This is a genomic window from Acinetobacter sp. YH01019, assembly GCF_013420285.1.
GTDB classification, from domain to species: domain Bacteria; phylum Pseudomonadota; class Gammaproteobacteria; order Pseudomonadales; family Moraxellaceae; genus Acinetobacter; species Acinetobacter gandensis.
In genome coordinates, this window is record NZ_VOYM01000005.1 from 1 (window position 1) to 23750 (window position 23750).

A 23750-nucleotide genomic window follows, 5' to 3' on the forward strand; every position below is an offset into this window, starting at 1 on the left:
AAAAAGGCACATGCGAAAATATGAATGGTTTAATTAGGCAATATTTACCTAAAGGGATTGATTTAAATCAGGCAGATCAGCATTATTTAAATCAAGTTGCCATGTCACTGAATACTCGTCCTAGAAAAGCGTTAGATTGGCTTACACCATTAGAGAAATTTGCTCAGCTTGTTGATTATCATAAGACTTTTCAAACTGTCGCACCTCATGTTTGAATTCGCCATGTAATGATCAATTAGATAAAATAGTATTTGGTGATTTCTATTTTTATGCGTAGATTAGAATAAATACTCGACGCTATGCACAGGATTTTGATACGTTGCTTTTTCATTTGCATCGCACCAGTCTGTTCTGGGCATTTACGCTTATATTATTAAGCCTCACCTTGGGGCTATCGCCTGCACAGGCGCAATATGAAACAGCACCAGAGTCTTTTTATTTAGAACATCAAAAAGATGTTAACTCGGTCACATTTACTGAAGATACCAGTACATTATTACATGGCCATTGGTTATTTTATCCCAATCAATTATTAACTGAATCAAGTTCAGTATTGATGGGTAAATCCGTGGTTTTACCTGCTTCATTTAAAGAATTAACAGGTGAAAATAAAGGCTTCGGTACGTTTACTGGCCATTTTAAAATCCCTAAAGTGTTTATTGGACGTCGTATAGCGATATTGATTCCTAACCAATATGGTGCTTATCGTGTGTACCTAAACGGCGACGTACTTGTGCGCTTAGGGGAAGTCAGTACAAGTGAAAGTGAACAAAAAACAGAAAATGCGCCACGAATCGCCTACTTTGTTGCACAAGATGAATATTTTACCTTAACCATCCAAGCCTCTAGCTTTAATACGCTGCATGGCGGTTTTGAAAATCCGATGCGGATTGGTTTAGCCCGAACGGTTAACCGTCAGTTCCAACAGCAAATGATGAGCATTGCGATGGTCTCGGGGGCAGTACTCGGTGTAGGACTGTTTACCATTTTGTTTTCGGTGTTTTCGGTGTTTTCGGTGTTTTCGGTGTTTTCGGTGTTTCGCGGTTTACGTGGACGTAATAGTCGCAGTAATTTCGTTTTTGGCTTATTTATTGTTTTTTTAGCCTTACATAATTTATTTTCAGCACCTTATGCCTATACGGTTTTTACCGATATTAATTGGTTGTGGGGCACACGCTTTGAGTATCTATTTACTTATCTCGCATCAATTTTCTTTTTAAGTTATATCCATTTACTTAGCCATCGCTACTTATTTAGTTTGAACTATCAAATTGCGATGCTGCTTTTGTCGCTCAATATTTCAGTGACTTTGGTTTCAGTTCCAGAAATTTTTCAGCCATTAGCGACCTATAGCTTTGCTTATGTTTTGCCAGTATTACTCAATTTTGCTTATGGCTTTTATCTAACCATAAAAAAGAAAGAACAATATTCACGATTAAATTTATTTGCAGTGATATTTCTATGTATTACCTTTTTGAATGACTTCTTATTCATGATGAATTTAATTGATTCGATGAATTTATCATTTATATCGACCAGCTTATATGCCTTACTCATTATGTTTCAGCAGTCACGACATTATGCACAGCAAACCTTAAACACAGAGCAGCTCAATAACAGGCTATTAGAACTAAATAGTTCATTAGACCAAAAAGTACGTGAACGTACAGCACAGTTAAATACTTTAAATGAGAAGCTTGAATTACAAGTGCGCATCGATGCACTTACTGGTGCTTATAACCGTCGTGCTTTAAATGCAGAAATTCAGTGTTTATTTAGCGAAATACGTTTTCATAGCCATCGTACCTTAACCTTTGCCATGTTAGATGTGGATTATTTTAAAAACTATAATGATCATTATGGGCATCTAAAAGGCGATACAGTTTTACAAAAACTGGTACAGATTATGCGCGACACATTGCCTGACTCTGCGTATATCGCTCGTTATGGGGGAGAGGAGTTTGCGATATTAATGAATGATGTGCCTTATGCCATAGCCAAAGAACAACTTGAAATGGTACTTGAGGCTGTTCGTCAGGAAAATATGCAACATATTAATCGAGGGGATGAAAAAACCTATGTCACTTTAAGTATGGGGATGGCCTGGATGGATCGTCAGCATGATTTTGATAATATTCATGAGTTGATGAAAGCAGCGGATACTTGTCTCTATGCCGCAAAACAAGCTGGTCGAGATCAGCTTCAACCTCAAGTAGATTCATCTGATAGAGCGTCTTTACACTAAAAAGAATAATTTGATAACGAGATAGGCTTTTTAATATCGCTTCGCATTAACATAATTGCTTGCTTAATTTTAAAGGTGTCGGTTCTTGCAATACGCCAAGAGTCGGTTCGAAACCATATTTTTGGTAAAAGGGCAGTGCAGTATGGGTACTTTGCAGATGAATTTCATTGATATTTTTTTGACGAAAGCATTTCATCATATTCATTAAAAGCGCAGTGCCAATACCTCGATTTTGGCATTCAGGGCAAATATAGTTGAGTAGTATTTCACCTTTATCGCTCACTAAAATAAAACCAACAACGCGGTCATGACTGATATATACCCAACTATCGTTATACAGCATCCATAACATGATGTTGGCATGATTGGCTTGTTCTAGCCATGTTTGAATAACGCTTTCATTTCGTTGATGGTCCTGGATACATGAACGAATACTGTTGTGAATGACCTGAATAATTTCAGGAATGTCCTGGATTTGTGCCTCTCGAATCATAAGGTTGTTCTTTTTATATAAACTTCAACAGCCTGACATTTCAGAAGATAATGCCCTTGGCTTAAATAGGCTTATTGTTGCTTTTTATGTCCTTATTGAAGCATTTGCCTATTTAGGTTTAAGTTTTATTTCAAAATTGTTGCAAAATTTACAAATGTATATTTATTTCTCTTTAATTTCTAATCGATTCCAATACTACGATTGATGATACAGAAATTGTATTTAATACAATTTTCTCAAATTTTTTTATTTATTGCCTTGTGTATATCGATGAATTGGTTAAGCATTGTAATAACTTGAAATAATATTTTGGTCTGAAAATGCAGTTTTTGCCAATTTGTTGGCAATTTTAGTGAAGTTTGCAGCATATTCTGCGTTATATTTAAAAATGAAAATATCTAAATACTGAGTGTTTAACTTCAGTGAGTTGAGATTATGGTCACTTTTTTAATATTTCTTTGTATCTTTATTGCCCTTTGCGGTATTGGGATTGTCGCTAAAAAAATCTATAAAACAGAGCGCTATCGTCAAGGTTACACACGATATCAAGCTCCTAAACGCTCTAAAAGTACGTCTAAAATTTCGGTTTCAGAAGTAATGCGTGAAGTGGATGAAACGGTAGAAGTGGACGAATATGAACAACAATTGTTTGATGATATTGCAGCACTTTTTTTTCAACAAAAATATGTTTTAGATTCGCAAGCCGCAGCGGAACAATTACAGGCTGATTTTTTAAGAAAAATGCCAGTCAATTGTAAAACACAAATTCGTCAGCTTGATCTGGGCGAATGGTCAATTTATTGGAACTTTTATAATCAATCGCTTGAATATTATTTAGGGCGCTATGGCGAGTTTTATACTCATGTGGATCGTTTTGGTGAAGAACATAAGCTTGAATATAAAGTTCAAGAAACTGCCAGTTGAGCTAAAATCCGTTCCAATACCAAATCTAAGTAGCTTGAATCTTGCTTCAATCGTGCCATTAAAATTGCGCCTTCATAGTCAGCCAAACTGATTTTGGCCAGTTTTTGGGCTGTGGCTTCATCTAAATAAAACTTAAAAAAAGCTTCAAAGGCATTTTGCCAATCGTGGAAAATGAGCTGTAACTTTGTCACCAAGTCAGTACTGAGTAGATGACGTTCTGTACTTAGAATTCCCACCAAACATCCCATTTCACCGTAGCTGAAAAATTCAACAGCTCGTTGATGCGCCATGGTGAATTGTTGCTGTGGTTGAGCGGTTTTTTGGGTTAAAGTATTAAAGATTTGTTCATTTAAATGCAGATGGGTCATGTTTAAAATATCCATGAGCAGGGCATCTTTACTTGGATAATCATAATAAAAAGCTGCTTTGGATACGTCACATGCTTCCGCAAGTTTTCCCATACTGCATGCGGTATAGCCATAGCTTTTAAAACATTGTGCTGAGCGAATCAGCACTTGTTCAGTAGAGGACTTACGCGGTCTCATGCAGATACTCCCGCATTGTAATAAGCAGCATCGTAACTAGGTTTCATCTGCAATATAGCGATCAAACGTCATTAAGACCTCATCCCAAATGGGCTCAGCACCTTGTCGAAAATAGCCCATATGTCCAATGCTTTTAAGCCCATAATTTTGTGCTTCAATATTTTGATAGTGCATAGGTGCTTGACGGTAATGTTGCATAAAGGCATGACGTGAGTTTGGAAGTGCCCAATCATCATCTAATGCGGCAACTGCATATATAGGGGTTTTGACTTGCGCATATAGGGTTTTTAATTCGGGCTGATCAGGGTCAGCAAAAAAATAAGTTGGATTTTTACACCATCTACGCCACTGCTTATAAACATCGACAGGTAAGTCTGCACCCATATTGAGTTTACTCCAAGGGAGATAGCCTTTAACTGCGACCATGGGTGGGAAAACGATGTTCCACATTACATGCACTTTCATCTTCTCTTTAAAAGGCATATATCCATGCCAACCTGCACCTGTGCCAAAACAGTACATGGCACTGACGCGTTGGTGGTTTGAGGTGAGTCCTAGAGCTTGTCCACCATAGGAATGTCCTACTACAAAAGTTTTAAGTCCAGCATGTTGCACAAACTCAATTGCACCTGAAAGATCAAATTTGCCCCAATCTAGATAGGACATTTCAAAGCCCTTCAAATGTTGAGGTGCAGATTGTCCAATGCCACGATAGTCAAAGGTCAGCACTTGATAACCGAGCGCGGCTGCATATTCAGCAAAACGACGGTAAAATTGTTGTGGCACACCTGTAGCACTCGACACCACGATTTGTGCTTTGATTTGGAGGGCTGGTGTGTATTGAATCCCTGCAAGTGTGTAGCCATCTGTTGCTGAAAACTGAACGTGTTGACTGGTGCTTTTTTGAATGCTGCTAAGTTGGGCTGTGGACATCATTTTCTTCATTCTCTTATTTTTATGATCAATATGGCTTGAAACTATTAAGGTACTATTCACCTTTAAAGTCGGCACTTCTACGTTCCAGCATGGCGAGTACACCTTCTTGCACATCATGGGTATGGAGTAAGGGCTGTAAGTGTTGATTTAACTGTTTAAAGGCCGTATCAGTTCCCTGTGTAACGGCTTGTTGAGCAGATGCTAAAGTTGCTTGCACTGCGAGTGGTGCTGCTTGAGCGATGGCCTGGGCTAGAACTAAAGCACGTTCTAAACTCGATTGTTCAGTTAGTTCGGTTACTAAATTCATGTCATAAGCGGTTTGTGCGTCGAAACTATCACCTGTGAGTAGATAACGCATGGCTTTATTCCAGCCGGCAGCTTGTACAAAACGGACTGTCGCGCCACCAAAAGGCAGAATGCCACGTTGAACTTCCATTTGTGCGAATTGGGTATTTTTATGGGCGACAACCACGTCAGCATTCAACATCAATTCGATTCCAGCCGTAAAGCAAAAGCCTTGAACAGCGACCACTACGGGTTTTTTACGTTGTCTTGATGTTGTTCCCCAAGGGTTGATTTGCGTCTCAGGAAAATCAAACACACCAGTGCTGAGCTTGGGTTGTAGTTCGACTAAGTCGAGACCAGCAGTGAAATGATCGCCATGTGCAAAAATCACAGCACAGCGAAGTTCTGCTTGGTCTTCGTATTCTGTGAGGGCTAAGGACAAGTCTTGAATCATATGACTATCGAAAGCATTTCTTTTATTTACTCGGTCTAAACCAATGAGAAAAAGATGACCACGTACTTCACGACTAACACGCCCCTGTAGTTCTGACATTTTGATTATTCCTTATTCGTTTTATATGTTTTTAAACGATTGTTAGAAAACTGTCAAAACTCTAGCGTTCATATTTGAAAAATTTCAAAATTCAGGTTTAAGGTGTAAAAATCGTAGAACATACGCTATTCAGCATTGGTGAAATTTTGCGGATTTTACTTGCCTTTGACACGGTTTTTTTCATAATAGCAGCAGCTTATTCAGGGCAGCTTTTAGCATGTCAAACTTAGAAATTTTTGCGGTGATTATTAGTATTATTGGTGTTAGCTTGACTATTAAGCGAAATATGCTGTGCTGGTGGTTTAATTTTGCTGCATTCTTGCTATATGCCTATCTGTTCTATACCTATAAGTTGTATGGCGAAACTATTTTGCAGTTTTTCTTTGTTGTAGTGAATTTTTATGGCTTTTACCATTGGTTAAAAGGTAAGCAGCAAGACCATGATATTCGAATAGAGCCTATTGCGACAAAACTGGTCATTATGCAAATGGCAATGGCAGCCGTGGCTGGGTTAATTTTTGGTCTAAGTTTAAAGTATTTTACCGATGCAGCAGTGCCTTTATTAGATGCTCAACTGGCGGCATTTAGTTTATTGGCGACCTATTGGACCAGTCGTAAGCATATTGCGACGTGGGTGCTCTGGGTATTTGTCGATATCGTGTATGTTGGCATGTTTATCTATAAAGATTTATTTTTAACCGCAGGCTTGTATGCTGCCTTTGTTGGACTTGCCGCATTTGGTTGGTGGCAATGGACACAAGTCAAAAACAAACAACAACAGCATGCTATCACTGGGCTTTGATGGGTAGAATCAGTAAGTTTTTAATCTATTCATTATTCGTAGAAGATGTCGTTACAAAGAAAAGGCTTTGGAAAATATTCTGTTGTGATAACTGAGGGAAATAACCCATGATCATTGATTTTTATCATGAACAATGCCTGCGGTTTGACCAACAGGTAGAAAAATTCATGCGTGATCCTATGCATTATTTTCAGTTTGAGCAAATTGCAGATGTATATGCAGCAGAGTGGCTCAACCAATTTCCCAAAGGGACACATTGTCAAGTCAGTGGCTTAGATGATGGGACTGAGGAGTATTGTATTTACGTCAGTTTTCGGGAACAGAGCTTGATGATTGATTATGCTCAACACATCAAACTGGTACATCACGATCGTTTTGGTCATGAACACCGGCTCGGCTAATGTCCCATTGTGTAGAGGAAATACACAGCATAGACATGCACAAACACCTTAATATAAGAAGAATAAAGATGACAGAACTTTTCATACTTGATTTAAAAAGTTTCCAGCAGCAGCGTTTTAATCATATCTGTTTTCAGTTGTTTCATCATTATGGTGAGCATTGTACATCGATGCAGCCTGATGGATTATTGAATGCTGGGCTGCTCAATCAATTACCCAAACAAGCCAGTTTTGATATAGGTGGCTTGGATTTTGGTCATTGGTATGTGAAGTTGTCCTATGCAGGTATGTATCTCAATATTGATGCAGCTTGGTGTTTTGAAATGGAGTATAAGGACTTAGAGGGGCAAGTTTTTGTCTCTAAAATTTAAATATTTTGATCTAATCTTTAAGATTGGCAAATTGGTGAGCGCTTCTTATTTTTCAGTCAATGACAGTCACTTTTGTTTTCGATTAAATCCATATATTCTCGATTTTCGCTTTGGATGTAAGCGAAATAAAACAATAAAACCAAAATTATTTTTAAGGATTATGCGAATGGCGCATCAATTTACAGTGAATGCCACAATTCATGGTGTCTCTTTAGAGGATTTTAAAAGACTAGCAGCAGACACCCGTTTACATGAGGCAGTTTGTAGACGAATTCCTGGAGAAAATTTAGAAATACTTGAATCTAAAAAAGTGGGTGACATCTATACGCTTAAACGTGAATACAGTTTAGACGTAAATATTCCAGATATTGCGAAAAAATTTTTAAAAGATGCTTTTCGTTTACAGCGCACAGACATCAGTGATTTGGCTGCTTTAACGTCTGATGTAATTTTAGATCCAAATTTACCTTTGGCTGCAAGTTGTAAACGCCGTGTTTCCGGTGATGCAACACAAGTAAGTTTTAACTTAGATTGGACAGTCAAAGTAAAAGTTCCTTTGATTGGTGGGATGTTAGAGAAACATGCTGAAGGCGAAATTCGTCGCTTTAGTCAGCTTGAAATTGAAATTGTAGAAGACGAATTACGTAAAATCTTTAAGAGTGAACAGCGTTTTGATTAAAAAAAGCGGCATGTATGCCGCTTTTTTATGCGCTAAAATTTAAGCTTTTTCAAATTTGTTGCGATACAGCATGGCCGTGAAGAACGTCACTACACACACTGTCCAGACATAATATAAAGCACCGATGTTGCTATATAGGCTGAGCCATTGGACTAAAGGAAGCGTAATACCCCCAGCAATAGCGTATGCAAGGTTGTAGGAAAACGAAATGCCAGAGAAACGAATTTGGGCTGGGAACATTTTAACCATGCTGTAAGACACCATACCGACAGTGCCAGACGCTAAACCTAAAAGCATATACAGTATGAATATCGTAGAAGCTGCAACATGACCTAAGCTGTTGTAAAAGACGCCAGCAATAATCGCAACGAGTAATGATCCAAACAACATCACTTTTCCTGCACCGAAGCGGTCAGCCAATAAGCCTGCCAAGATACAGCCGAGCATCTGCATGACAATTGCAGCACTTTGCATTTTAAAGGCATCGGCACGTTCAAAACCAAAAGCACCCGTCAGCAAATTTGGCATAGCGAGAATCAACACCACCACACAGCCCGTCAAGAACCAAGTAAACAACATACCAATCACAACACCAGTTTTATGTTGTTGCAATACTTGTTTTACAGGTAGTTCTTTCGCCAATTGCTTTTTTTCTTGCATGGCTTTGAACACAGGCGTTTCTTTTAAATAACTACGTAAATACAATGCCACGAAACCGAAAATCCCGCCGACAATGAAGGGAATTCGCCACGCCCAATCATGTATTTCAGTTTCACTAAATTTTAAAGAAATGAACAGTGACATTAAGGCGCCCAATAAGATGCCCAGTGACAGTCCTGCGGTCAGTAAGCCATTGGCAATACCAATTTTACCTTCAGGTACATGTTCTGATACAAAAGTCCACGCAGCAGGAATTTCTCCACCAATAGCAATGCCTTGAATAACGCGCATGAGTAACAGTAGTAGAGGTGCAGCATAACCTATCGTTTCAAAGGTTGGCATAATGCCGATCATTAATGTTGGAAGTGCCATAAGTAAAATGGACAAACTAAACAAACGCTTACGTCCAACCAGATCACCAAAGTGTGCCATGACGACACCACCCAAAGGGCGGAAAAAATAGCCCGCCGCAAAAATCCCATAAGTATTTAGCATGGCCCAAAATGGACTTAAGCCCGTGGGGAAAAATAACTCAGAAATGATTTTGGCGTAAAACACATAGATGACAAAATCATAGAACTCTAATGCGCCACCGAGTGAGGATAGTCCAAGTGTGCGTTTATCTTGTGGGGTGAGACGAGTCTGTGCTTCCATGCAAAAAAATCCAGTAGCAAATATGCAGTTTTATGATTTTAGTGATTTGTATTTTTGATGAATAATCAAACTTTTTTGAATGATAACAAACTAATTTTTATGACAATTATATTATGTCGAATTTTTAATACCTATGAACAATTCCAAAACTTAGAAGTGTGTATTTTAAGGGCTTAACTGCCACTGTACTTGATTTCGCCCATACCTTTTGGACTGATAAAGTAACAAATCTGCATGCTGAATTGATTCATGAATTTGTGCATAGTCTTGAAAAAAGCTGATACCAAAACTGATTGTTATCTTTATTTTTTGATTTTGAATATTCATGACTGACTGTTCAATGTGATGACGCATACGCTCCACCACTAATAGCGCTGTATCACGGTCAATGTCATGTAACAGGATTAAAAACTCTTCGCCACCAATACGAGAAATTTCATCTTGTTTACGTAAAGATTTTCTTAAAATATCTGCAACTTTCTTGAGGGCTATGTCACCAATTTTGTGCCCATAGTTATCATTAATGTGTTTGAAATGGTCGATATCACAGACAATAACAGCATGCTGAGAAGGGGATGAACGTTGTTGTCGCTGTTGAATTTTTTCTTGAAAAGCCCTTCGATTAAGCAAGCCAGTTAAAGGGTCAATACGGCTTTCACGTTTTAATTTTTGATAAATATCTTGAATAGCACAGCTAATAAGTAAGGCTGCAAGTGCAATACTTAAGACTAAAATTAATAACTGCAATGTAGCGAATAACATATTGTTCGCTAAAATTTCATTGCTCGGTTCAAGGACAAACATTAAATAACCGATGCGAAATATCACCACAAAAATAAGCAGGACGACTGAAACGCGAAGCAAGCGGTCAAGACGATGCTTAAGCTGTGCCTTATACAATGCAGGTAAATTATGAGTAAATAAGGCAATAGGCACGATGGCCAGCATACTTAGGCGATAGCTATATTGCTCATCAATTATTGAAAAATAAAAAGTGATTGACATGCCGATCGCAATGATCAGCAGCATAAACAACCACGAAATTTTTACTTTTAAGCGTAGGCTGACAGCTTGCACAAACAAAGCCACACTAAAAAAAAGCAGACCACTAATTATTGTCGAGATCCGTGGAATTTCTGTGGGCTGAATAATGCTATACATTAACAATGCTGTTCCTGCGAGCGCAGTAGAATAGCCATAACGCACCAAATAATCGGGGATGTGCTTTATGAAAGGCATAATGCTAATCACGAATCCCATAGTGATCATAAATAATGGGGTAACCAGACTAAAAGCATTCAGCTGAGGAACAAGCATAAAAAATAGTATAAAAATACAGCAATAATCAAAATTAATCTTAGCACTAAATCCTATGTTACAGTTTGTAACTGATCGGAAATTTGAAGAAAAATTTTCATAACAAAGATTGATAAAATCAATGATAAAAATGAATTAAGTGAAACTTCAAACAATATTAATTTTTTTAAAAACAATTATTTAGAGCCTTTACTTTAGATTGAGTAAAAATAGAATTTTCATCTTAAAATTGTCCATTTTGGCGGATTGATTCGAGTAATTCTGCCCGTACTTCAAGCTGTGTTCGCATGTCTAATTCAAGCTGTAAATTACCACGTAAAGCCTCGGGTTGACGTTGTACATATCTTTGTAAATCACCTAAGACTTGATGCTCTCCTGCTTGATATTGAAACAGTTGATGTAACCACAAAGCATCTTGATACTCATTTGAATCTTGATGGAGCTGAGCCAATGCATCTTGATTCAGTTTGACAACTTCACGGTAACATTGCTGAATATCGTTGGGCGTAGCTTTAAGAATTTCCTGCACTAAACATTGTTGACTGTATGTTATTGCTGATGGTTTCAATTGAAACAAATTTCGGTTCACCTCTAAGGCATCTTGAAAGCGACCCAACTGCATCAATATTTGTGATTTTAAATGTAGAACGGAATAATCTTCGCTAATTTGTGGAATATCCAGCAGTAAAGCATTCAGGTCTTGTTGTAGCTGTAAATGATCGTGATGTTTGAGATAGTCGTTCCAAGTTCTTTCATAACGTTGCAATAAATCTGCAGCTTGAGACGAAAGGACCTGTTCACTTTTAGACTGAGCAACATGTTCATTTTGGGGCGTAGGTTTACAGGCACTTAATATGAATACAGAGCACAGGATCAGTACAGTAATTTGAACGAATTGCATCATTGGACGTCCATGTTAGATGACGGTGTATCGCTTTTTATTATGATTAAGTTTTTACTTCTGTCGATGAATTTTTGAAGTTACATGTGCCTGAGAATTTTCAGATAACCGATGTACTTTTGAATAAATAAGCATAGCTCTACCAGCTATAATCACTAAGATGTGATTCAGCGAAAGATAAAAGATTAAAGGAAACTAACATGTCGCAGATTATGGCAGTTGCACAACTAGGTGAAGCAATACTTGGCATTCGTGCGAGGGAAATACAAATCCATGAGTTGAATAGTAATTGGCTTCAGCATTTAACGGCAAGCATGCAAGCGACCATGTTAGAACGTAATGGTGTCGGTATCGCAGCACCTCAGGTCTATGTTTCTAAACGCGTGATTATTGTGGCCTCTCGACCGAATGTACGTTATCCAGATGCACCAGAAATGCAGCCAATTATCATGCTGAATCCAGTAATTACTAAGCGTTCAGAGCAAACGATTTTAGGTGAGGAAGGCTGTTTGAGTGTGCCGGATACGCGGGGGCAAGTGGCACGTGCTGAGAAAATTACCGTGCAATATTTAAACTTACAGGGACAGCCTGTTGAAATTCATCTAGAAGGTTTTCCAGCACGAATTGTACAGCATGAAGTCGATCATTTAGACGGTATCTTATTTACTGAACGACTTTAAGTAGATGTGATGGTTTTACGAATATTGTGTAAGCAAAATATGCAGCACTATTTTGAAAAAAGTTGACCTGAACAGATGACTGTAAAGTTTACTTTTTAAGCCAATTTTAGGGCTGCTTTGAAACTGAGGCATAGTGAGCATTTAACAGCGATAGATTAAAAATAACTCAAATTTTTCATTATTTTACATGTAACAAATCATTTTGGTCATTTCTTTTTATACGCATTTATGGGTATAACTAAGCGCATAATAAAATCAGAAAACAGTACAAAAAATGGGGAAGTATCTTGGATATGGCATCTACAAAAAAATGTGGGTGTATTGGGATAAGCTCAAACATTATCTATTTGAATCAGATAATTTAATTATTAACTGGTCGGATTATGATAAAGGCCGGCTGCTGCTTATTTTTGGCATTTTGGCACAGTTTAGTGTGCTGCGTTGGTCTGTGGCCAATTTTTACTATTCAGAAAATGTCATTTGGTTTGATCCAGCTGCATTAAAAATGCGGATTCTTATTGGGTCATTGGTTTTGAGCATGTTTGCCTTGCTGGCAGCACTGAGTTTTTGGTTTAAAAAGAATAAGCCTTTTCGTACCTTTTTTAGTTATTTCGCCCCCGTATTGTTTGGCTTCGGCATGATTTATGGCGGTTATATGGTGGGTATTTATAGTCCAGCTACCATGGCGGGCACAGTGAATTTACTATTGGTCGGATTGGTCTTTTATCGCCCTATTATTATGTTGGTGATTATGTTCCCAATTACGATTTTTATTGGTGTAATCTGTTATTTAACGGCACAAAATCGTTTGGACTATGCGCCGATATTTAGTCCTTTACTCAACCAATCCAGTTTTTACGATAATTCCTTTTGGCTACTCAGTATGGCGGAGCTGTATTTACCGATCTTGCTGGTCAGTGCTTTGTTTTTTCAAATCTTACTGATGCAATGGCGTCATCGGGAACAAAAAATTGAAGCTTTAAGTCGTGTCGATGGACTGACCAATGTCTATAACCGCCGCTTTGTCAGTCATGAATTGCATCAACTTACCCATGAATACGAACAAGAATTTGCAGTCGTGTTATTGGATATGGATTATTTTAAACAAATCAATGATCAATATGGGCATGAAGCGGGCGATTTGGTATTAAAAAGGATTGCGCAGATACTCAATGACAGTACCCGTAAGCAAGATGTGGTTGGGCGCTTTGGCGGTGAAGAGTTTATTTTAATTTTAAAAGATCAAAATTTAGAACAAGCCATTGAGGTTGCTGAACGTTGCCGTCGTGCCATTTTTGATGAAGACATTATTTTAACCAATCAACATTGTTTAAAAATAACAGCTAGCTTTGGTGTCGCGACTGCTGTTGAGGGGACATCACCTGAATTAGTCACTCGACTCGCCGATCAAGCACTGTATTTAGCCAAGCAACAAGGGCGGAACCAGGTACGTCATTTTCATGAGCTAACATCAACTGACATGAGCTAACTTAAGCTAAATTTAGACTCCATGAATCGTGTTTAAGCTTTGGGTGAGATGAGCCATGCAAACAATTCAATTTCATTTGGCTGCAAACCAATTGCAGTTTGATACAACCGAGCAGCAAGGTGTCTTTCAAATCGGTTTAAAACAGTTGATGGAAAAAAGTATTCGCCGTGCTCATTTTGATGATTTAGCGATTGAATATCTCATCTATGCAATTGAAGAAATATTAGAACAATTAAAACTGGAGCATCGTGTTGAACGTATTGGTATAAGCCAAGATGCTGAATTAAAAACCTTAAGTCATGTGTTTTTTGACGATAGTCAGATAATTGATCGTATCGCGCTAGAAGCAGCTTTTAATCAAATGGTTGAGCGCAAAGAATATTATCTAAACCTGTTAGCACAAGATGCTTTTATCTTATTGATCTATTTCGTATTCATTCGCGAGATGATGCATCATTTAAATATTGTTTATATTGAGTTAGGTACCAAGGCTTTATAGAAATATTGTAAGTTTGAATCAAGCCTGAGCCTGAATTTGGTATAAAAAAAAGTACATCCGAACTTATAACAGACATAGGCAAAAGAATGAAAACACCCGTGCCAGATTATCTTCAGCATGTTTTAGCTGCATGCGATCAAAACCATAAAGGTGCACTTGCCGATTATATTCCAGAGCTTGCACAGGCTGACCCAAACAAATTGGCATTGGCACTTTCTACGGTAGATGGCACGATTTACTCAACAGGAGATGATGAGGTTGAATTTACCATTCAATCGATGTCTAAACCTTTTGCTTATGCCTTGGCGATACGTCATCAAGGTTTGGATGTGGTATTTAAAAAAGTCGGGGTTGAACCCTCCGGCGAAGCCTTTAACCAAATTGCCTTAGATAAAAATACCAATCTGCCCAAGAATCCGATGATAAATTCGGGCGCAATCACGACGCATGCTTTACTCCCGCATCAAGATGGCATTTCACGTGCAGAAAAGCTTCGTCAGTTTTTAAGTGAGTTGGCAGGGCGTGAGCTGAGTTTTGATGACGCAGTGTATGCGTCTGAAGTAAAGACCGCATTTCGTAATATGTCGATTGGCTACATGTTACGTACTGTCGGTGCTTTGGATGAAGACCCTGAACAGATTGTGCATGGTTATATTCAACAATGTGCGATAAAAGTCACGGTGAAAGATTTAGCGAAAATGACCAGTGTATTGGCCAATGGCGGAGTACAGGCTGCAACAGGCAAGCGGATATTGTCCCGTGCTGTGGTTCGGCAAGTACTGAGTGTAATGATGACGTGTGGCATGTACGATGCTGCAGGTGACTGGCTGAGCACAGTTGGCATACCTGCAAAAAGTGGCGTAGCAGGAGCCATCATGGGTGTGCTACCGGGGCAGGTGGGTATTGCGGTATTTAGCCCAAAACTCGACGAACACGGCAATAGTGTACGTGGCGTGGAAATTTTTGAACGATTGTCTAAAGATATGGGGCTGCACCTGATGGAGGGGACGCCTAGCGCCCAGACCATCGTACAAAGTCGTTATACCTGTGGCGTTGATAACCAAGTTGTGGTGTATGAGCTGCGTGGTGTGCTGCAATTTACGGAGTCTGAAATGTTATTGCGCATACTGCAAAATGAAGCTGTCGAACCGACTCAAATTGTCCTTGATCTCACTAATATTTCTTTGATCCATGATGTCGGTGAACGTATGTTATTTGAAGGTGTAGATCGCTTGATTGCAGATGGTCATGACGTTGTCGTGATTGACTCTGAGCAAATCTTACAACAAGGCCGAAGCCATGCAGGACATGATGTTGTACGCCATGAGGAATTAGAACAATACTTACAACATTTTGCTTAAGTGATTTTTTTTAATTATCCAATCGATGCTGCATGAACGACACGACACACATTATGTAGCACTGCTTGGGAGGCTGTGTTTTCAGCTATAATGATATTTTCGCTGTACGTTTTCATGTATGTCTTTCGATTTAAAAACCACGCATCAAACCCAACTAGAGCCTGCCACACCCGATAAAAAGCTCAATCGTTTAATTGATGAGATTGAACAGCAAAAATTATTGTTGGCTGCTTGGCAAAATGCTAAAGATGAGATTCGTGCTTATAGTCAAAAGGCACTCATGCCTGTCTATCGGGATCTATACGCTACGCTGTATGAACAAATGCAGACCTTGTGGAATAGCTTGAATTTATACCGTTTCAGCAAAACTGATACATCGACTGTTGAAGATAAAATCCAAGCCCTTACTCGTCTACTGCAAGGTTCTCGTATGCTGAATCAACAGCAGGTGGATGAGGTTGAGAAGATGTATGTCTATTATCATCAGGCGAACAATTACGATAAGAAAAAATCCAAGAAGAAAAACTCGGCTTCTTTTGACGAGCCTGAAAATAAAGACTCAAAAGTTGAAGATGAAAATTTTGATGAAGATTGGAATAGCGACCAATACCAACAAGCACGTGACCAAGCCAAATTAAAACGTCAGCAAGAAAAACAAGCCCAAGCCGAAAAGTTAGTGAATCAATCACTAAAAACCGTATATTTAAAAATAGCCTCGATTATTCACCCTGACCGTGAGCCTGATGAAGCTAAAAAAGCAGAAAAAACAGAACTTCTCCAACGTGCTAATGAAGCATACGAGCAGGAAGATTTATTCTTTTTATTGAAACTTCAGCTTGAAGTAGAACAAAGCAAGAATGGTTCAAATAAAGGTTTAAGCACAGAGCAGGTGAAATTTTACCAACAGGCTTTAGAAGCACAAAGCCAAGCATTAAAAAAACAGATTCAAGAATTGATTGATTCACTGGTTTGGTCAAATAAAGCCAAAATTGCAGTAAGTAAGTCAAATGGGCAACTGAATATTGAGCAGTTGTATAAACAGATTGATGCGGATGTATCGGTGTTGAAGCAACAGCTTAAAGCAGAGAAGCAGAGACTCATGTATATGGGGAAAGAGAGTGGATTGGAGATGTTGTTGGAGCATGGGGTTTTGTAAAGAATATAGTTTTTTTGAACTAAGCAAAAAGTTTGTATGCTATTCATTATGCTAAAATATTACAGAAATTGAGATTAGCGTTGAAGTCAGTGAATGAGCAATTTAGATTTAAGCATTTATCAAACGAGTGAAAAATTATCGGCACAACAAAAAAAGTTTAATCGGTTGCTTGAAAAAATTGAGCAATTACAAATGGTATTGGCGGACTGGCAACAAACGCAAAAACAAGTTCAAGAGGATGCAAGAGATGAGCTATTACCTGTATATCGTCAGTGGCACCACGTTTTGTTCGCTCAATTAGAGACGCTTTGGCAATATAAAAATACGCATAAAATCGCAAAAACATATTTAGTGCGTTTAGATGAAAAAATTTCAATTTTAGCGAGTCAGCTGCTTAATAATCCGAATCTTTCTGAACAACAACATGAGTTGACGCTTATCATTGCTCAACATTATGAGCTGATAGAAGAAAGTGCTGATGCTGAAGAAGTCAGCTCTCATGTAAATGATCATTCGCATCAAGCGCATGATGCTGATGAAATGATGCAAAAACAAGCCATAAAAGAAATGATAGCAGACCAAATCGGGGTACCCGTAGCTTGGCTTGACTTTGATTTGGATCTCAATAATCTCGACGCGTTTATGGAAAAAGTAAAAGATAAATTAGATCGAGAAGAAGCAAATTTTATTCAAAATCAGCTTAATGAAGATGAGCGTGATGAATATCAAAAGTTTGCTGAAAAGGAAAAAAAGAAAATTTTAAAGAAGCAAACACAGCTTGAAGAAGCGAAAAAAATGGCAGGGCAATCTCTAAAAAGCATTTATTCAAAAATTGCTGCCTTAATTCACCCTGATCGAGAGCAAGATGAACAAAAGCGCATTGAAAAAACCGAATTATTACAGCAAGCAAATGCTGCATTAGAGGAAAAAGATTTGCTTACTCTTTTGAAATTGCGTGTTTTTACAGCGCAAGGTGATCAGGAACAGGCAACAAAAATCGCGAATGAGCATTTGAAATCTTATAATTTATTGTTGGAAGAGCAAGTAGAGAAATTGCAATTTGAAATAGATGATATTATTTATTCATTTGATTGGATTGGGTCTGGTTTTTACAAACAGCGTTTTAAACCTGTTGATTTGATAAAAAAATATCAACGCGATTTAGCAGATATTCAAGCAAAACTGTTAAGAGATGAAAAGCGTTTAAATGATTATAAGGATTTTGATTACTTAAAAATTTTACTGAAAAGCAGAGCATTTAGTTGGTCATTTGAGTAATTTTTAGCATTGATTGTCATTCAGAGCATCGTCATTTTGACGATGCTTTTTTATGCACTTTAACCCGCTGATTATTCGCCTTCGCCAAATCCATGCGCCACTCTGCCACCGATGCAGAAGACCTGATGTGGTAACTTCTACGCGCCAAGCGATTTATGAATCTTAAATTTCGTCGTCAGCATGTGATTCAGCCCTATATTGTAGATTTTTACTGCCATGAAATTGGTTTGGTGATTGAGCTAGATGGCGGTCAGCATGGAATGGATGATGCGATTGAATATGATGCTGAACGCACCAAGTTTTTAGAGGCTTTGAATTTAACGGTGGTGCGGTATTGGAATCATGATGTGTTGGATAGGAGGGATGTGGTGTTGGAGGATTTGTGGAATGTGTGTCTTGAGCTGAAAGTAAATCAATAATTGAAAATTCCCTCTCCCTCGGGGAGAGGGCTAGGGTGAGGGTGGAATTCATAATGAAAGAAATTTAAAAGCACCTCTCCCTAACGCTCTCCTTTTAGGAGAGGGTGAAGTATTGATATTAATTATGCAATTTTTTGTTGAATTAATTGAAACCAAGACTCGATTTCAGTATGAGCGTTAATGTCTTCGAGCAGCTCCTTAGTCACAACTTTGGATAATTGATAATTTAATTTTTTCTTAATATGCTCTGAACTGTATTCTTTTAAGTGACTATCTCCATCTATGTAACATTGTTTTAAATGTTGGCTAAGACTTTTGGGAATATCAATATTTCCCCAATTAACTTTCCAATCATTATTTGATAATTCTACAAAAGGGTTCGAATATTCATAACACTGCACATAAAGAGAAGGGTGAATATAATTTTCTATTTCATAGAGCTGAGTTTGAAAAGCTTTATGAAGTGGATTTTGATTTATTTTCTGAATAAACTTTCCATATTTTTTTACATCGCGATCATAAATGTGAATTTGTGGTATGTTTGCTACTTTATCTAAATATTTGAATGTTACCCAATGCTCTAAATTGCCACCACCTAAAGGTAATAATAAAATACTGGAATGACTTGATAAGTCAAAATTAAAACAAGATATAGAAATATTTTTTAAAAATTCAATATCAGTAGGACCTTCCATACAAATAATTAATTTTATTTCGGAATAAATTTTAGATATTTCAATATTTGGTGTAATACCTAAAGACTCAGTAACTCTTTCTAAAATTGTTACATCATTTGTTTCAATTCTTAGTTCATTATTTTCTTTATAAAGGAAAATAATGTTTGATAATGGGACCAATGTCCCTAAACTAGGACTATGAGTAGTCATAAAAATTTGAGTATTTGGCTTGCCAGATAGTTCAACTAATGCCTTATAAAGCATAATTTGCCAATCTGGATGCTGTGCCGTCTCTGGTTCTTCTAAAGCATAAATTACAGTTCTATCATCTGTTCGTCTATTTTCAGCTTCAGCTCTGAAGTAATTTAGAAGAATTAGCCTGCGTACACCGCTTCCTCGTTTATTAATTGGTATTCCAGCTTCATCTTCGAATGTAAATGAAAAAAGAGTGTCCCATGCTTTTGTTGATACATTTGGTATTAGTTCATCAGCTATCTCAGGATTCATTTCTCTTAGTTTGGTTATAGTTCTTTGTCCAACTTCTTCAGTAGCAGTCACAACTTGAGCTTTTAATTCATCAAGCTGAGTTTGCATGTTTGCTAAAATTGATTTTGTAATAACTTTTAGTGGGCTCTGTACTTCGCTATCTGAGTCTTTATTTTCTCTATCAGCTTTAAAGAGGAAGTATAGAGGAAAGTCATTTTTTATTGCCTCGTAAATCTTTTTACCATCTTCAGCATCAATAGGTATAAAGGTTTCAATTAAATCTATGGACTGAACATTAGAGAAAGTATAGATTGCCTGTCTAATAGCACTACTTTTTGCTTTATTAACTAATGAGGTATCGTGTGAATTGTCAAATATAGCTAAATCCTTTCTTAACTCTGTTATTTTTTTACTTACTAACGGTGTTGAAAATTTAGCGTTTGGATAGTCTGCAACAATAAATGTTTTTAATGATTTTGTTGTGATAGTTTGAGCTGAAGCACTCCAGACTTTTCTAATTGTTAAGTATTTGTCAGAATCTAGTAGATATTCACTTGCAAGATATGTTGGGACTGTATCGATTGTATAGGATTTACCTTGCGCGACTTGAAATGAAACCTGAATAGTAATATCAGTATCCGATTCTTGATCTCTTTTTTTACTTAGATCACTGATATCGATTTTAACTAGATCATTATTAAAAAATATTTCTAATGCTTCTAAAATTGTAGATTTACCAACATCATTTTTACCGATAATCACATTCAAATCGTCATGCAAATATATAGTTTGCTCTTTATAGCCCCTAAAATTTTTTATATATAATTTAGAAATAATCATTTTTATCCTTTAATTAAAAAATCCCCTCAATAATGAGGGGATTTTATCTTATTTTTTAAGTATTTAGCAATTAAATTAAAGCGCTGCAATTTGCTCCATATTCGCTTTAATCTTCGCTAACTGATCCGCAAACTCAGCAAGTTTCACTTTCTCGCCTTCAACCACAGCAGCAGGTGCTTTCGCCACAAAACCTTCATTGCTAAGTTTAGTGGCAATTTGGTCATGCTGCTTTTGAACTTTGTCTAAGTCTTTTTGTAGACGACCCAATTCCGCTTTCGGGTCAATTAGGCCCTTCATTGGAACGAATACAGACACATGACCGACTACAGATGAAGAAGACAATGGCGGTTGTTCAGCATCTGCAAGGAACGTAATGCTTTCAACTTTTGCCAATGCTTTAAACAACGGTTCAATACGTGCGATTTGCGCTTTTTCTGCATCAGTGGTGTTTTGAAGTAGTACAGGCAATAAGCGAGCATTACCTAGACCCATCTCACCACGGATGTTACGTACCGCACCAATCAAACCTTGCAGCCATTGCATATCAGCTTCAGCTTGGTCATTAATGAGTGCTTGCTCAGCAACAGGATACTGCGCCAACATAATGGTTTCGCCAGAAATGTTGAGTTTTGGTGCAAGTGTTTGCCAGATTTCTTCTGTTAGGTAAGGCATCAATGGGTGAGCCAAACGTAAAGACGCTTCCATCACAGAAAGAAGAACACGACGTACTTCAGCTTTACGTTCAGTCGATACGTTTTCATCATTTAGAACAGGCTTAGTCAGCTCAACATACCAGTCACAGTATTCATTCCAAATGAACTCGTAAATTGCTTGAGCAGCCAAGTCTAAACGATACGTTGCAAATGCGGTTTGCACTGCTTGTTCCGCTTTTTGTAGACGGCTGACAATCCACTGTTCAGGCAATTCCCAAAGGTCTTGGCGAACTTCTTGACCAATCACTTGCTCTTCGCAGTTCATCATCACGAAACGGGTTGCGTTCCAGATTTTGTTGGCAAAGTTACGGTAGCCTTCAACACGTTTCATGTCGAACTTAATGTCACGACCCGTGTTGGCAAGCGCACAGAAGGTGAAACGAACTGCATCTGTACCGTAAGATTGAATACCTTCTGGGAATTCTTTACGGGTTGATTTCTCAATCTTCGATGCTTGTTTCGGGTTCATCAAACCAGTCGTACGTTTTTGTACTAAAGTTTCAAGGTCAACACCGTCAATCAAGTCTAATGGGTCAAGTACGTTACCCTTAGATTTAGACATTTTCTGACCTTCGCCATCACGTACCAAACCGTGTACATACACAGTTTTGAACGGTACTTGTGGTGTGCCATCTTCATTTTTCATGAAGTGCATGGTCATCATGATCATGCGGGCAACCCAGAAGAAGATAATGTCGAAACCAGTGACCAGTACATCAGTCGGGTGGAAAGTATTTAAGAAATAGTTTTCTTTATCTTTCGCCGCGTCGCCAGTCCAACCTAAAGTTGAGAATGTCCAAAGACCAGATGAGAACCAAGTATCCAGTACGTCTTCGTCTTGATCCAATTGAATATCAGCAGCGATGCCGTTTTTCTCACGCACTTCAGCTTCGTTGCGACCAACGTAAACATTACCGTCTTTGTCGTACCAAGCTGGAATACGGTGACCCCACCACAATTGACGTGAAATACACCAGTCTTGAATGTTGTTCATCCAAGCCATGTACATGTTGCTGTATTGCTCAGGTACAAATTTGATGTCGCCATCTTTAACCGCTTTAATTGCAGGCTCAGCAAGCGGTGCAATTTTTACGTACCATTGGTCAGTCAGTAATGGTTCAACAATTACGCCTGAACGGTCACCACGAGGTGGCTTAAGCGTGTATGGTTGAATTTGGTCTAACCAGCCTTCAGATTCAGCTTGTTCAACTAACTTTTTACGTGCTTCAAAACGCTCTAAACCAATATATTCTGCAGGTGCAGGAATAGTTTTAGAAATTTGTTCGCCCGCTTTAGCGATGTATTCAAACTCAGCCAACACTTCAGCATTTTTGTTGAAGATGTTGATGATTGGCAATTCGCAGCGTTTACCTACTTCATAGTCATTGAAGTCGTGTGCAGGGGTGATTTTTACACAGCCTGTACCAAATTCTTTGTCTACATATTCGTCTTTAACGATTGGAACTGCACGACCTGTAATTGGCAAGATAATGTTTTTGCCAACAAGCGCTGCATAGCGTTCATCATCAAGCGCAACCGCAACGGCAGTATCACCAAGTAGTGTTTCAGGACGAGTGGTCGCAACAACGATGTGATCTTTACCATCGTGGGTACGAATTGATTTGTCTTCAAAGAAATATTTGAAGTGCCAAAGTGAACCTGCTTCTTCTTTATCAGACTCAACTTCTAAGTCAGAAAGGGCAGTTTGTAATTTAGGATCCCAGTTAACCAGACGTTTACCACGGTAGATCAAACCATCTTCGTGTAGTTTTACAAACACTTCTTTTACAGCATTTGATAAACCATCATCCATGGTGAAGCGTTCACGTGACCAGTCTACAGATGAGCCTAAACGACGAATTTGACGAGTAATGTTACCGCCAGATTGTTCTTTCCATTCCCATACTTTTTCAATGAACTTTTCACGGCCAAGGTCATGACGGCTTACACCTTGTGCACCCAACTGACGCTCTACAACCATTTGTGTTGCAATACCAGCGTGGTCAGTACCCGGTTGCCAAAGGGTGTTAAAACCTGACATACGCTTATGACGTGTTAATGCGTCCATGATGGCATTGTTGAAACCATGACCCATGTGCAAGTTACCAGTGACGTTTGGTGGTGGAATCATGATACAAAAAGATTCACCTTTTTGAGAGGGCTTGAAATAGCCACGCTCTTCCCAAGTTTGGTACCATTTTTTTTCGATCTCAGTCGGATCGTAGGTTGTCGCGATATTTTGCGCTGAATCAGTCATAGTCTAAACAGATCAAAAGTGGATAAAAAATTGGATCTATTGTAGCAAAAAAAATGACGATTTAGGGATGTTGGGCGAATGTAAACTTTAGCCAATTGGCAGTATAAAAAAGAGTCCGTATGATAGGGC

At 38.2% G+C, this 23750-nt stretch carries 22 protein-coding genes and 1 pseudogene; 14 read left to right on the forward strand and 9 right to left on the reverse strand.

Annotated elements, in window-relative coordinates; translation table 11 throughout:
- Nucleotides 1-215 (forward strand): hypothetical protein (locus FTT84_RS02250; RefSeq protein ID WP_031991246.1); only part of this gene is annotated, 215 nt, incomplete at its 5' end.
- A gap of 104 nt (nucleotides 216-319) precedes the next feature.
- On the forward strand, nucleotides 320-2245 hold the full coding sequence (locus FTT84_RS02255; protein ID WP_180057918.1) for a diguanylate cyclase: 1926 nt from the start codon (nucleotides 320-322) through the stop codon (nucleotides 2243-2245).
- Between the two features lie 46 nt (nucleotides 2246-2291).
- On the opposite strand, the gene FTT84_RS02260 is transcribed toward FTT84_RS02255, so the two are convergent.
- Entirely contained in the window at nucleotides 2292-2738 is a 447-nt protein-coding gene (locus FTT84_RS02260) for a GNAT family N-acetyltransferase (protein WP_180057911.1), read from the reverse strand.
- Nucleotides 2739-3173: 435 nt separating this feature from the next.
- Here FTT84_RS02260 and FTT84_RS02265 point away from each other — a divergent pair, with 435 nt between their 5' ends.
- A complete protein-coding gene (locus FTT84_RS02265; RefSeq protein ID WP_180057909.1) occupies nucleotides 3174-3662 on the forward strand; it encodes a hypothetical protein in 489 nt (162 codons plus the stop codon).
- Here the strand turns inward: FTT84_RS02265 and FTT84_RS02270 are convergent.
- From FTT84_RS02270 to FTT84_RS02280, 3 genes are read right to left on the reverse strand one after another with little or no spacing between them, the layout of a single operon-like run.
- Nucleotides 3644-4207: a TetR/AcrR family transcriptional regulator gene (locus FTT84_RS02270; RefSeq protein WP_180057907.1), complete on the reverse strand. Its 564-nt coding sequence runs from the start codon at nucleotides 4205-4207 to the stop codon at nucleotides 3644-3646. The two genes, FTT84_RS02265 and FTT84_RS02270, sit on opposite strands and share 19 nt — an antisense overlap.
- A 36-nt stretch (nucleotides 4208-4243) precedes the next feature.
- Nucleotides 4244-5143 carry an alpha/beta fold hydrolase gene (locus tag FTT84_RS02275; RefSeq protein WP_180057905.1) on the reverse strand — a complete coding sequence of 300 codons (900 nt, stop codon included), beginning with the start codon at nucleotides 5141-5143 and terminating at the stop codon, nucleotides 4244-4246.
- A 52-nt stretch (nucleotides 5144-5195) separates the two neighbouring features.
- Entirely contained in the window at nucleotides 5196-5981 is a 786-nt protein-coding gene (locus FTT84_RS02280) for a crotonase/enoyl-CoA hydratase family protein (protein ID WP_180057903.1), read from the reverse strand.
- A gap of 217 nt (nucleotides 5982-6198) precedes the next feature.
- Between FTT84_RS02280 and pnuC the strand changes: the two genes are divergently transcribed.
- The 4 genes from pnuC to FTT84_RS02300 all read left to right on the forward strand — a co-directional run bounded on the left by pnuC (nucleotide 6199) and on the right by FTT84_RS02300 (nucleotide 8234).
- A complete protein-coding gene (gene pnuC / locus FTT84_RS02285) occupies nucleotides 6199-6783 on the forward strand; it encodes a nicotinamide riboside transporter PnuC (RefSeq protein WP_180057901.1) in 585 nt (194 codons plus the stop codon).
- Nucleotides 6784-6890: 107 nt separating this feature from the next.
- On the forward strand, nucleotides 6891-7184 hold the full coding sequence (locus tag FTT84_RS02290; RefSeq protein ID WP_180057899.1) for a hypothetical protein: 294 nt from the start codon (nucleotides 6891-6893) through the stop codon (nucleotides 7182-7184).
- Between the two features lie 68 nt (nucleotides 7185-7252).
- Nucleotides 7253-7555: a hypothetical protein gene (locus FTT84_RS02295; RefSeq protein WP_180079824.1), complete on the forward strand. Its 303-nt coding sequence runs from the start codon at nucleotides 7253-7255 to the stop codon at nucleotides 7553-7555.
- A gap of 166 nt (nucleotides 7556-7721) precedes the next feature.
- Complete coding sequence (locus FTT84_RS02300) at nucleotides 7722-8234, forward strand: DUF2505 family protein (RefSeq protein WP_067764448.1); 513 nt, start codon at nucleotides 7722-7724, stop codon at nucleotides 8232-8234.
- Between the two features lie 39 nt (nucleotides 8235-8273).
- Here FTT84_RS02300 and FTT84_RS02305 read toward each other — a convergent pair whose 3' ends face one another.
- The 3 genes from FTT84_RS02305 to FTT84_RS02315 form a co-directional block, all read right to left on the reverse strand.
- Nucleotides 8274-9548, reverse strand: a complete 1275-nt coding sequence (locus FTT84_RS02305; RefSeq protein ID WP_067764445.1) for an MFS transporter — start codon at nucleotides 9546-9548, stop codon at nucleotides 8274-8276.
- Nucleotides 9549-9713: 165 nt separating this feature from the next.
- Nucleotides 9714-10787, reverse strand: a complete 1074-nt coding sequence (locus tag FTT84_RS02310) for a GGDEF domain-containing protein (RefSeq protein WP_180079822.1) — start codon at nucleotides 10785-10787, stop codon at nucleotides 9714-9716.
- A 301-nt stretch (nucleotides 10788-11088) separates the two neighbouring features.
- A complete protein-coding gene (locus FTT84_RS02315) occupies nucleotides 11089-11769 on the reverse strand; it encodes a hypothetical protein (protein ID WP_067764439.1) in 681 nt (226 codons plus the stop codon).
- Nucleotides 11770-11966: 197 nt separating this feature from the next.
- On the opposite strand from FTT84_RS02315, the gene def reads away from it, so the two are divergent.
- From def to FTT84_RS02350, 7 genes and pseudogenes are all read left to right on the forward strand, one after another.
- On the forward strand, nucleotides 11967-12446 hold the full coding sequence (def, locus tag FTT84_RS02320) for a peptide deformylase (protein WP_067764436.1): 480 nt from the start codon (nucleotides 11967-11969) through the stop codon (nucleotides 12444-12446).
- A 274-nt stretch (nucleotides 12447-12720) separates the two neighbouring features.
- Nucleotides 12721-13935: a GGDEF domain-containing protein gene (locus FTT84_RS02325; protein ID WP_081410305.1), complete on the forward strand. Its 1215-nt coding sequence runs from the start codon at nucleotides 12721-12723 to the stop codon at nucleotides 13933-13935.
- A 55-nt stretch (nucleotides 13936-13990) separates the two neighbouring features.
- The gene (locus FTT84_RS02330; protein WP_180079820.1) at nucleotides 13991-14434 is read left to right on the forward strand and encodes a hypothetical protein; all 444 of its coding nucleotides are present in this window, start codon (nucleotides 13991-13993) and stop codon (nucleotides 14432-14434) included.
- A gap of 86 nt (nucleotides 14435-14520) precedes the next feature.
- On the forward strand, nucleotides 14521-15795 hold the full coding sequence (locus FTT84_RS02335; RefSeq protein ID WP_180079818.1) for a glutaminase: 1275 nt from the start codon (nucleotides 14521-14523) through the stop codon (nucleotides 15793-15795).
- A 118-nt stretch (nucleotides 15796-15913) separates the two neighbouring features.
- The gene (locus FTT84_RS02340; RefSeq protein ID WP_180079816.1) at nucleotides 15914-16951 is read left to right on the forward strand and encodes a molecular chaperone DnaJ; all 1038 of its coding nucleotides are present in this window, start codon (nucleotides 15914-15916) and stop codon (nucleotides 16949-16951) included.
- 93 nt (nucleotides 16952-17044) lie between these two features.
- On the forward strand, nucleotides 17045-18229 hold the full coding sequence (locus tag FTT84_RS02345; RefSeq protein ID WP_104492261.1) for a molecular chaperone DnaJ: 1185 nt from the start codon (nucleotides 17045-17047) through the stop codon (nucleotides 18227-18229).
- Between the two features lie 92 nt (nucleotides 18230-18321).
- Nucleotides 18322-18648: pseudogene (locus FTT84_RS02350) on the forward strand (endonuclease domain-containing protein).
- Nucleotides 18649-18770: 122 nt separating this feature from the next.
- Here FTT84_RS02350 and FTT84_RS02355 read toward each other — a convergent pair.
- Both FTT84_RS02355 and FTT84_RS02360 read right to left on the reverse strand, forming a co-directional pair.
- Complete coding sequence (locus FTT84_RS02355; RefSeq protein ID WP_180079814.1) at nucleotides 18771-20651, reverse strand: ATP-binding protein; 1881 nt, start codon at nucleotides 20649-20651, stop codon at nucleotides 18771-18773.
- A 75-nt stretch (nucleotides 20652-20726) separates the two neighbouring features.
- Nucleotides 20727-23621, reverse strand: a complete 2895-nt coding sequence (locus tag FTT84_RS02360; RefSeq protein ID WP_180079812.1) for a valine--tRNA ligase — start codon at nucleotides 23619-23621, stop codon at nucleotides 20727-20729.
- Nucleotides 23622-23750: the final 129 nt, after the last annotated feature.